Source organism: Neisseria sp. P0021.S005 (assembly GCF_051956955.1).
In genome coordinates this window covers 1-10690 of sequence record NZ_JBQCWY010000064.1, presented here as the reverse complement: position 1 = coordinate 10690, position 10690 = coordinate 1, and the positions used below count along the sequence as shown (strand labels likewise).

Annotated in this window: 10 protein-coding genes; 7 read left to right on the top strand and 3 right to left on the bottom strand. The window is 46.3% G+C overall.

Going from position 1 to position 10690, the window contains the following annotated elements:
* Both rpoN and hpf read left to right on the top strand, forming a co-directional pair.
* Positions 1-1127 (top strand): RNA polymerase factor sigma-54 (gene rpoN, locus ACTHUE_RS05900; RefSeq protein ID WP_440423112.1); only part of this gene is annotated, 1127 nt, incomplete at its 5' end.
* 49 nt (positions 1128-1176) lie between these two features.
* Positions 1177-1491 carry a ribosome hibernation-promoting factor, HPF/YfiA family gene (hpf, locus tag ACTHUE_RS05895; RefSeq protein ID WP_003686778.1) on the top strand — a complete coding sequence of 105 codons (315 nt, stop codon included), beginning with the start codon at positions 1177-1179 and terminating at the stop codon, positions 1489-1491.
* Positions 1492-1564: 73 nt separating this feature from the next.
* Here the strand turns inward: hpf and ACTHUE_RS05890 are convergent, their stop codons facing one another.
* A complete protein-coding gene (locus ACTHUE_RS05890; RefSeq protein WP_234395504.1) occupies positions 1565-2842 on the bottom strand; it encodes an AmpG family muropeptide MFS transporter in 1278 nt (425 codons plus the stop codon).
* A gap of 261 nt (positions 2843-3103) precedes the next feature.
* A complete protein-coding gene (locus ACTHUE_RS05885) occupies positions 3104-3277 on the bottom strand; it encodes a hypothetical protein (RefSeq protein WP_225905495.1) in 174 nt (57 codons plus the stop codon).
* A gap of 910 nt (positions 3278-4187) precedes the next feature.
* Here ACTHUE_RS05885 and ftnA (ACTHUE_RS05880) point away from each other — a divergent pair.
* Both ftnA (ACTHUE_RS05880) and ftnA (ACTHUE_RS05875) read left to right on the top strand, forming a co-directional pair.
* Complete coding sequence (gene ftnA / locus ACTHUE_RS05880) at positions 4188-4673, top strand: non-heme ferritin (protein WP_003686837.1); 486 nt, start codon at positions 4188-4190, stop codon at positions 4671-4673.
* A 16-nt stretch (positions 4674-4689) separates the two neighbouring features.
* Complete coding sequence (gene ftnA, locus ACTHUE_RS05875; protein ID WP_003686798.1) at positions 4690-5187, top strand: non-heme ferritin; 498 nt, start codon at positions 4690-4692, stop codon at positions 5185-5187.
* A gap of 171 nt (positions 5188-5358) precedes the next feature.
* On the opposite strand, the gene pgi is transcribed toward ftnA (ACTHUE_RS05875), so the two are convergent.
* On the bottom strand, positions 5359-6999 hold the full coding sequence (gene pgi / locus ACTHUE_RS05870) for a glucose-6-phosphate isomerase (protein WP_070765648.1): 1641 nt from the start codon (positions 6997-6999) through the stop codon (positions 5359-5361).
* Positions 7000-7250: 251 nt separating this feature from the next.
* Here pgi and ACTHUE_RS05865 point away from each other — a divergent pair, with 251 nt between their 5' ends.
* The 3 genes from ACTHUE_RS05865 to ACTHUE_RS05855 all read left to right on the top strand — a co-directional run.
* Positions 7251-8294 (top strand): LacI family DNA-binding transcriptional regulator, encoded by a 1044-nt coding sequence (locus tag ACTHUE_RS05865; protein WP_070765649.1) that lies wholly within the window; start codon positions 7251-7253, stop codon positions 8292-8294.
* Positions 8295-8489: 195 nt separating this feature from the next.
* Positions 8490-9812 (top strand): MFS transporter, encoded by a 1323-nt coding sequence (locus ACTHUE_RS05860; RefSeq protein WP_070765650.1) that lies wholly within the window; start codon positions 8490-8492, stop codon positions 9810-9812.
* A gap of 208 nt (positions 9813-10020) precedes the next feature.
* A partial coding sequence (locus ACTHUE_RS05855; protein ID WP_440423109.1) for a DNA gyrase subunit A occupies positions 10021-10690 on the top strand: 670 nt, incomplete at its 3' end.

Sequence of the window (10690 nt, the reverse complement as noted above, 5' to 3'; positions counted from 1 at the left end):
CCGAAGATATTTGGAGCAACATCGCCGAAGAAGAGGATTTCAAACACTATCTGCATGCCCAAGTGTGCGAGCATCCGCTCTCGCAAGTGGAAGCGGCCTATGTTCACGTCTTGATTGATTTTTTGGATGAACAAGGCTACCTCACCGACAGTCTCGAAGAAATCATCGACCACACGCCGTTGGATTGGATGCTGGACGAAGAAGCCCTGCAAAATGCGCTGGATGTATTGCAAACCTTTGAGCCGCCCGGCGTAGCGGCGGCCGATTTGACCGAGTCGCTCATGCTGCAATTAATGCGTTTGCCGGCTTCTCCTGCCCGACAAATGGCCGCGCATTTGGTGCAAAGTTCGCTTCAAGAGTTAGGCAAAAACCGCAAACAAAACGTTCTGCGTTTCCGCAAACTCTATCCCGATACCGACAGCGAAACCATAGAAGCCGCGCTCGATATGATTGCCGAGCTCAATCCCTATCCGGCCTACGGTTTCGCCTCTGCCACGCCTACACCTTATATTCAGCCTGACGTTTGGGTCAAAGAGGGCAAGGACGGCTGGGAAGTCATCAGCAACGAGGCGGCTTGGCCGAAGCTGCAGCTCAATCAGGAATATTGCGACCTGATGAAATCGGCGGAAGAGGGCGCGCCGAAGTGGAAGGAAAAAATCAGTGAAGCCAAACAGCGCATTGATTCTTTGGAACTGCGCAAAAGCACAGTCCTCCGCCTTGCCGAGTATATTGTCAAAAATCAGGAAGATTTTTTCATCTTCGGAGAAATCGGCCTGTCGCCCATGCTGATGAAAGATGCCGCCGCCGAATTGGGTTTGGCGGAAAGCACCATTTCGCGCGCTGCCAACCAGAAATATTTGTCTTGCCCGCGCGGCCTGTTTGCGTTACGCTATTTCTTCACACAGGCAGTCAATGCCGATGATGACGGCGAAGGGTTCAGTCAAGGCGCAATCAAAGCTGTCTTGAGCCAGCTGATTGAAAGCGAAGACAGCAGCAAACCTTATTCGGACGAGGCCCTCGTCAAATTATTAAAACAACGCGGCATTGAAATCGCCAGACGTACAGTTGCTAAATATAGAGAATCATTAGACATACCACCGGCACACAAACGAAAATTTACCGAGTAGATATATTCCGATCCGTTTTGACGGACTAATCAACCGAAGGAGCTGTATCATGAATCTGAAAATCACCGGTCTGAATTTTGATGTTACCGAAGCCATCAAAAACTATGTTTCCGACAAGTTGGCACGAATCAATCGCCACGCCGACAACATCATCTCTGTGACCATTACGCTCTCGGTGGAAAAAGTCAATCAAAAAGCCGAAGCCGATGCGCATCTGGCAGGCAAAGATTTGCACGTTGAAGCGATTGAGCAGGATATGTACGCCGCGATTGATGTTTTGATGGACAAGCTCGACCGCGCTGTTTTGAAACATAAAGAAAAAAGCGGCGATGTCCGCAGCACTGTCAAACCTGAAGCAGAATAAAGTTTTTGTATGATAAAGGCCGTCTGAATATTCAGACGGCCTTTTGTTTTGCTAGAAGTTTTAGACTGGCAATCTAGTTACTCACTTTTTGACCATTCCACGGTGCCACTTTAAACAGCAGCAACATGCCCGGTATGCCCAAAGCAAAACACAGCCAGTAGAAATTGAAGTAACCCATCGCTTCAATCAGATAGCCTGCCGTTGCGTTCATAAATGTACGCGGTACGGCAGATAGGCTTGTAAAAAGGGCTAATTGCGTTGCCGTAAATGCCGTATTGGCTTGTTGCGCCATATACGAGACAAACGCTGCTGTGCCTAAGCCGACGCCGATTGCTTCAGCCGCAATTACAACCGCTAAAAAGATTCGTTCCGATGCACCGACATGGTCAAAATGTCCGAAGCTTGCCAGCCATGCAAAGCCTAAAATGGTGACCCACTGTATCAAACCGAATAACCACAGAGCACGATTAACCCCAAGTTTGGTGATCCAAATGCCGCCGATAACGCCAAAAATTACAGCCGGCCATAAACCTGCGTTTTTTCCAATCAGACCAATATCGGTTTTAGAGAAGCCCATATCGAGATAAAACGGTTGAGCCAAAGCAGTTGCCATGCTGTCGCCCAGTTTATACAGCAAGATGAACGCCAAAATAGTCAAAGCCTGCTTCACACTCTGGCGGGTAAAGAAATCGTGAAATGGTTCGATAACGGTTTCTTTTAAGCCTTTGGTTTCAAGAGTTGAGTGATCTGGCTCGCGTGCTATGAACAAGGTCGCAAGTAAACCTGGGATCATAAACAGGGAAGTAATGATGAAGACGGTTGACCAAGGCAATCTGTCGGCCAAAATCAGACTTAATGAGGCCGGAATTAATGAAGAAATACGGTAGGCATTCACATACAGCGAGTTGCCTAATACCAATTCTTCATCTGACAGTACTTCGCGTCGGAATGCATCAATCACAATATCTTGGCTGGCGGAGAAGAATGCTGTAGCACAAGCTAAGCCTAAGATGATGGATAAATGTTCTTGCGGTCGGACAAATGCATAGGAAGCCAAAAGCAATAGGAGTGCTATTTGGGTAATCAGCATCCAACTGCGCCGTAAACCTAAAAATGGCAGGCGTACGGTGTCCAAAAGAGGTGACCAGATGAATTTCCAAGTGTAGGGGAAACCAATCAATGCAAATAGGCCAATGGTTTTCAAATCAATGTGTTCGCTACGCAGCCATGCTGGAATCAGGCTGTATAGAAAATAAAGCGGCAACCCCGAAGTGAAGCCTGTGAAAATGCAGATCAGCATTTTGCGCGAAAAAATCTTGCGCCAAGTGCTGGGTTGGGGTGCGGTTGTCATAGTGGAATCAATAAAAAAGAAAAGGGATATTGTAGCAAAGATGGGGGATATGGCGAATCAACTTCTGCTATCTTTATTGAATAATAAAAGGCCGTCTGAAACTTTGACAAATTAAGTTTCAGACGGCCTTTTGTTGGAACAACTGGTTTGGCGGGCAACGGAGACTTCAGGACGGAAGAAGGGTTGCTTGGGTGTATTCATAAAATTGAAGTTAAGAAAGTTTCAGACGACCCCTAGAGATCGTTTGAACGATGAGAAATATCAGTGGTAATTTGTGCCGTCAGTGTAGCCGTTTCCTGATTTGTCCACAGCAAAAGCAGAAATCGGACCGATCGTTACTGTCCCTTTAGGCTGAGTTTCTTGGTAATACTCATATGCTGCAACACCCATACCAGTTGCAGCACCAACAGCAGCACCAATTGTGCCACCGACCATAATAGCTGGTCCGGCAGGAATACTGCCAAAAGCTATACCGACACCCAGACCAATACCTGCACCAATTGATCCCCCTATTTATGCACCATTTGCTCCTCCTTGAAGGATTCTCTCTCCTAAGCCTCCTCCATAAATTAGTTCCAGATCCTCAATGGATAGTTCAATCATGTTATTTTTCCTTTTCAAAAAAATTAGATGTAGAATATTGAGTCAATACACCCAATATGGAAAAAATAATAAAAGCATGAATATAAATCATAAAATCAACATTATCTCCTTGGTAGCTTTCATAAATAAAAACGATTGGTATTGATATACAAATTAAAATATACAGGTACTTTGAAATTACCAGTAACTTATACACAAATTTTGATTTCATAGCCTAGTCTTTCATTTGAATAAAATCTACCCTAATCAACTTTCCAACCAACTTCCTAACTTCTTCATGCTTTCCCTGATTGAAGTTAACCAGTAGATTTTTCAACAATATGTATATTATGTTAAATAATAAATGGTAATTGTCACATTCAAATATTAAGGATAACCTACTTTGAAACTATATCGCTTTGATGCGTAATTCTATAAAAAACATTGAATTTTCATGTTTTCTATTTATCCAGTATTTTGGAGTTGATAAGTGAGAGCAAAAAACTTTGGAAATCTACGATTCTCCTTCCAACACCTCATCATTTCTCTAGAGAATTTAGGCAAAGGAGATATTGATAACTCATTTCATTAAATTGAACCAAATGAGAATGATTTATTTTTAAAATCCTTTTAAATTAATGGGTTACATAAAAATTGATAAAATAAAATTGACTATTCTCAATAAAATGAGTAAAATTCATCCGCAAATACAAATTTTTTATTGTGATACATCTATTAACCGCATTGAGAAAAGGAGTTAGTTATGCTAAGTAAGTCAATTACAGCAAAATTAAACGAACAAATTAATCTCGAGTTGTATTCATCAAATGTCTATTTGCAAATGAGTGCATGGTGCCATAAACATGGTTATGAAGGCGCTGCAGCATTTTTACTTCGTCATGCCGATGAAGAATTGGAACATATGCAAAAGTTGTTTACTTATGTGAGCGAAACCAGTGGAATGCCTTTGTTAGGTAAAATTGACGCCCCTAAACACGATTACGCTTCATTAAAAGAAGTTTTTGAAACAACACTTGAACACGAAAAACTAGTGACATCTAAAATTAATGAGTTAGTTGAGAGTACTTTTGCAGAAAAGGATTACTCTACTTTTAACTTCTTACAATGGTATGTAGCTGAACAGCATGAAGAAGAAAAATTATTTAACAGTATTGTTGATAAATTCAAACTTCTTGGTGAAAGTGGTACAGCGCTCTACTACATTGATCGTGAATTAAAAACTTTATAAGAATAGGAGAAATAAAATGTTATCAAATAGCGTGATTAAACTATTAAATGATCAAATGAATTTAGAGTTTTATTCTTCTAACTTATATTTACAAATGAGCGCCTGGTGCGAACAACAAGGTTTCGAAGGAGCTGCAAAATTTTTATCAGAGCATGCGGCTGAGGAAATGCAGCATATGCGTAAACTCTTCACTTATTTAAATGAGACCGGCGCATTGGCTATCATCACACAAATTGATGAACCACCTCATCAATTTTCATCATTGAAACAAGTACTTGAATTAACTTATGAACATGAAAAGTTAATTACCTCTAAAATCAATGAATTAGTTGGTAGAACTTTTGAAGAGAAAGACTACTCTGCCTTTAACTTCTTACAATGGTATGTGGCTGAACAACATGAAGAAGAAAAATTATTCAGTGGAATTTTGGATAAATTAAATCTTCTTGGTGAAGATGGTAAAGGTTTGTTCTTAGTTGATAAAGATTTAGGCGCATTAACAACAAACAACTAATCAAGTCTGATGAAAAAGGCTAAGTCATTATCGATTTAGCCTTTTTTTATATCAAAATCTAGCTACTTTTGTCTAAAAGTGCGGTGCTTTAACGGTTCATTCTTACCGCCGATTAGGTTTTGAAATGCCCGTAAGACAGGCAGATATGCTTGTCTTACGGGCATTTTATTTTCAGACGGCCTTCGATCTTGCGTTGCAACTGCGGTAGAAGGCGATCAGACCGTTGGTGGAGCTGTCGTGTGCAGGCGTGCCGCGTTCGAGTTCGGGTTCGATGGTTTTGGCCAGCTCTTTACCGTATTCCACGCCCCATTGGTCGAAGGGGTTGATACGCCAAATCACGCCTTGAACGAAAGTACGATGTTCGTAAGCAGCCATCAGCATGCCGAGGTTGAAAGGCGTCAGGCTGTCGATGAGCAGGCTGTTGCTCGGACGGTTGCCGGGGAATTCTTTTTGCGGTGCAAGGCGGTTGCGTTCGTCTTGGGGCAGGGCGGCCAATTCGATTTGTACTTCGTTTAAGGTCTTACCTTTCATCAGCGCTTCGGCTTGGGCGAAGGCATTGGCAACGGTAAAGCGGTGTTGGCGGTGGTTGCCGTAGACTGTGGTCATGGGGACGATGAAGTCGACGGGAATCAGACGCGTGCCTTGGTGTAGAAGCTGGAAGTAGGCATGTTGGCAGTTGACGCCTTCATCGCCGAAGACGATGCCGCCGGTGGTGCAGGAAACGGGTTGGCCGTCTGAAGTACGCTGTTTGCCGAGGCTTTCCATATCGAGCTGGTTGAGCCACGGGGTAAAGAGGCGCATGTTGTGGCTGTATGGGACAACGGTTTGTCCGTCTGAATGTTGGAAGTTGTTGTACCAAACATTGATGAGCGCCATCAGGACGGGAATGTTGCGGCGGAATGGCGTTTCGAAGAAGTGGGTATCCATCGCGTGTGCACCGGCAAGCATTTTGCGGAACGCTTTTTCGCCAACGGCAACCATCAGCGGCAGGCCGATGGGCGACCAGACGGAATAGCGGCCGCCAACCCAGTCGGACATGGCGAAGACTTTGTCGGGGGAGATGCCGAAGTTTTGGGCTGCGGCCACATCGGCGGAAATGGCGCAGAAGTGGCGGTAGATGCCGGAATCAGGCAAACCTGCATCTCGATACCAAGTACGCGCAGCGTAGGCATTGAGCAGGGTTTCCGGTGTGCGGAACGATTTGCTGGCAATGCTGAATACGGTGGTTTCGGGGTTGAGGCCGAGAAGGGTTTGGGCCAGGTCGGCATCATCGGAGTTGCTGACAAAGTGGACGCGTATGTTTTGCCAATAAGGCTGCAGCGCCTGTGTGGCCATGCGCGGCCCTAAATCGGAGCCGCCGATACCGATGTGAACCAAGTCGGTAATCGCTTTACCGGTAATGCCTGCGTGCGTGCCGTCTAAAAGTTGGCGTGCGAACTCGAATGCGCGGTTGAGTTCGTGATGAACATTTGGCACGATGTTTTCGCCGTCAACGTAAACAGGTTTGGCATTGGCAGGCAGGCGCAGGGCGGTGTGGAGGACGGCGCGGTGTTCGCTGGTGTTGATTTTTTCACCGCTGTTCATGGCCTGCATATATTGTGGCAAATCGGCTGCTTCGGCGAGTTGGCACAATAAGTCAAGGGTGTTTTCATCTAGGCGGTTTTTACTGTAATCAAATAACAAACCGTGCAGAATTTCGTGCATATTGTTGAAACGTTCGGCATCTGCGGCGAAGCGTTCGCGCAGGGTAACGTGTTGAGTACCGGCATGATGGGTTTCCAAGGCCTGCCATGCGTCTGAGTATGCGGACATTTCGTTTCCTTAGTATGTAACGGTAAACAAGCAGGGTATCTATTTTCTGCTTTTTGTAGTTGTTTGTAGTTTAACAAATTTGGACAACTTTTGGGAGGTGGGAGGGTCGGTTTTGTTTAAGAAATGTATGCGAAATGCAATGAAAACGGTTGATTATCATCAAGTTTCTGTAAAAAAGGGGGTATGACACCGATGTCTGCTGTGTTATCCTATGTAACATTATTGAAATCTTGTCGGGACAGGTCCGTAAGATGGCTACAATTTATGATGTCGCTGCTTATGCCGGGGTATCTCCCAAGACGGTCAGCCGGGTGATTAACGGCGATGCGTCGGTCAGTGATAAAACCCGTTCTAAAGTAGAAACAGCGATTGCTGCTTTGGGCTATATTCCGTCTTCTGCGGCGAGGATTATGCGGTCACACCGTTCTGGCTTGATCGGTCTGATTACCGGCGCCATTTCGCGGACAGGCGAGAATACGGGCGGACACGGCATACCGGATATGTTCTTGATTAAGGGCATTCAGCAGCGGATTCGCGCACAAGGCAAGATTTTGATGATTGCCGACATCGACAACAAGCCGGGTCAGCCCGGTCAGATGGAGCCACTGATCCGTACCTTTATGGAGCATCGTGCCGAGGGGATTTTATATGTGGCAGGTTTCCATCAGGAAGTATTGCTGCCGGAAGTGCTCAACCGTTGCCCGATGGTGTTGGTCAACTGTTTTGATTTGGCAGGTACGCCGTCGGTTTTGCCGGACGACGAAGCAGGGCAGTATGGCTTGGTGCGCCGGATTATCCAAAGCGGACACAAACGGATTGCTTATGTGACTTTGCAGCCGGGCGTGGAAGCGACAAGATTGAGATTGGCCGGATACCGCCGTGCTTTGGCTGATGCGGATATTGTCTTCGATCCTGATTTGGTGCAAACTGGTTATCCTGACTTCAGCAATGACAGCGGATCTTTGATTTCGGCTATTTTGAAACTGTTGTCTTTGCCGCTTCCGCCGACGGTAATTTGCTGCGGTAACGATGAAATGGCAGTACGCGTGTACGGGATTTTGAGGACGCGCGGCATGCGGGTTCCCGAGCAAGTCTCTGTTGCTGGATATGATAACCACAGCGCGATTGCGGAAACGCTGTTTCCGCCGTTGACCAGTACTGAGTTGCCCTATTTGCGCATGGGTGCGATGGCGGCGGATTTGCTGTTCCAATACATCGAACATCCGGCCGGTACGGTTCGGCCCGTCAAGGTCGTTGGGGAAACCATCTGGCGTCAGTCTGTGATGAATAAATAGTTTCAGACGGCCTAAAAATAAGCTTCAAACAACACAAACACACATCAAAACAAGATTATATAAACGGTCAAAATGAAGGCCGTCTGAAAACAGGGTTGCCTCATTGAAAAAGGCGGCCCAATACAATAAGAGCGTCATACTGCTGAAATTGGAGTTTGTTGTTTCCATAGTTTATTATCCAGGAGTAGCCTTCCTATGAAAATCTCCCCACAAGTGGCGATGACACTTCGCCAGATTATGCTGATGAACTTCGGTTTCTTCGGCATTCAATACAGCTTCGGGTTGCAGCAAACTGCGATTAACCCGATTTTCAGCTTTCTTCATGCCGATCCGAGCCAGTTGCCGATTTTGAATATGGCAGGCCCGATTACCGGTTTGCTGGTGCAGCCGATGATTGGTGCGATGAGTGACCGCACTTGGGTGCCTGGATTGGGTCGCCGCCGCCCGTATTTCTTGATTGGCGCCATCGGTTGCAGCCTCTGTCTCTTTATCTATCCGCACGTTACCGCATTGTGGGTAGCTGTATTGTTGCTGTGGCTCTTGGACATCAGTAACAATACTGCAATGGAACCTTTCCGTGCCTTTATTGCCGATACGGTTCCTGAACATCAGCAATCTACCGGTTTCTTGATGCAGTCTGTGTTTACCGGTTTGGGTATTACACTGGCCAACGTTTCCCTCTATATCTTCCAGCAAATCGGTTGGTTGAAACAAACTTCCGAAGCGGGTATCCCGTATTGGGTATTCGGTTCGTTCTATATTGGTGCGGTTTGCTCTATCGGTTCGGTTTTGGTTACCGTTTTATCGACATCCGAACGCGAGCCTAGTCCTGCAGAAATGGCAGCCATTAAAGCGCAACCAAGTGGTCCGGCTCATGCTGTTAAAGATATTATCGTTGCTGTACGCGAAATGCCGACTGCCCTGAGGCAACTGGCTTTGGTGTATCTCTTCCAATGGTACGCACTCTTTATCTACTGGCAATATATTTCTCACAGTATCGTCCAATCCGTTTGGGATTCGACTGTTGAAAATACCGAAGCGTATAGTCAAGCGGTTGCATGGACCGGTTTGGTAAACGCTTCCTACAACGTTGTAACCTTTATCTCTGCTTTTGGCTTGATGTGGATGGCACGCAAATATGCCGCCAAATATGTTCATGCCTTTGCCGTAACCCTTGCCGCACTGGCCTTGCTTAGCATTCCGCACATCGGTAATAAATACTTAATGTTTGTCCCAATGATTGGTTTCGGTGTCGGTTGGGCAAGTATGATGGGCGTGCCGTTTATGATTGTGGTCGGTTCTATTCCGAAAGAACGTTATGGCGTGTACATGGGTATTGTGAACATGATGATTGTGATTCCAATGCTGATTGAAACCGTATCTTTCGGCTGGGTGTACAAAACCTTCTTGGGTTCAAATCCTGCCAACGCGATGACGTTTGCCGGTGTTTTCCTCGCTATTGCCGCCGCGTTGACCTTAACCATTAAAACTGCGGCCAAACCGGCTACTGCAGAATAACGAAGTTTTGATTTAAAACCAAAATGAAAAGGCCGTCTGAAACATGAAATGGTTTCAGACGGCCTTTTTTGTCGAAACGGATTCCATTTGCTGACCTGATTCGGTAAGCCTTATTGTCGCTGCACTACCGTTCATCACTCAAATTGGCTATGACTACCGATTTTGCTTTACAATATCCTTCTTTAATTTATTTCGTTTTACCATCCTGATGACAGAACACATTTCCGCTCCAAGCCCATCTCCTATCGGCGAAGACTACCTGCTGTTAGGTCAATACGCCGAACGCGCCTATCTCGAATACGCCATGAGCGTGGTTAAAGGTCGCGCGCTGCCTGAAGTTTCAGACGGCCAAAAGCCTGTACAACGACGTATTTTGTTTGCCATGCGCGATATGGGTTTGACGGCGGGGGCGAAGCCGGTGAAATCCGCGCGCGTGGTCGGCGAGATTTTGGGTAAATATCACCCGCACGGCGACAGTTCTGCCTATGAAGCGATGGTTCGCATGGCGCAGGATTTTACCTTGCGCTATCCCTTAATCGACGGCATCGGCAACTTCGGCTCACGCGACGGCGACGGAGCGGCGGCGATGCGTTATACCGAAGCACGGCTGACGCCGATTGCGGAATTGCTGTTGTCCGAAATCAATCAGGGTACGGTGGATTTTGTACCGAACTACGACGGCGCGTTTGACGAACCTGTACATCTGCCAGCCCGTCTGCCTATGGTCTTGCTCAACGGCGCATCGGGCATCGCGGTGGGCATGGCGACCGAAATCCCATCACACAATTTGAACGAAGTCACGCAGGCGGCGATTGCGCTGTTGAAGAAACCGACGCTGGAAACCGCCGACCTGATGCAGTACATCCCAGCGCCCGACT

What these genes read in the sequence shown, in the direction of transcription:
- hpf (WP_003686778.1), top strand. Translation starts at nt 1,177, where the DNA reads ATGAATCTGAAAATCACCGGTCTGAATTTTGATGTTACCGAAGCCATC.
- ACTHUE_RS05890 (WP_234395504.1), bottom strand. Translation starts at nt 2,842, where the DNA reads ATGACAACCGCACCCCAACCCAGCACTTGGCGCAAGATTTTTTCGCGC.
- ACTHUE_RS05885 (WP_225905495.1), bottom strand. Translation starts at nt 3,277, where the DNA reads ATGGTCGGTGGCACAATTGGTGCTGCTGTTGGTGCTGCAACTGGTATG.
- ftnA (WP_003686837.1), top strand. Translation starts at nt 4,188, where the DNA reads ATGCTAAGTAAGTCAATTACAGCAAAATTAAACGAACAAATTAATCTC.
- ftnA (WP_003686798.1), top strand. Translation starts at nt 4,690, where the DNA reads ATGTTATCAAATAGCGTGATTAAACTATTAAATGATCAAATGAATTTA.
- pgi (WP_070765648.1), bottom strand. Translation starts at nt 6,999, where the DNA reads ATGTCCGCATACTCAGACGCATGGCAGGCCTTGGAAACCCATCATGCC.
- ACTHUE_RS05865 (WP_070765649.1), top strand. Translation starts at nt 7,251, where the DNA reads ATGGCTACAATTTATGATGTCGCTGCTTATGCCGGGGTATCTCCCAAG.
- ACTHUE_RS05860 (WP_070765650.1), top strand. Translation starts at nt 8,490, where the DNA reads ATGAAAATCTCCCCACAAGTGGCGATGACACTTCGCCAGATTATGCTG.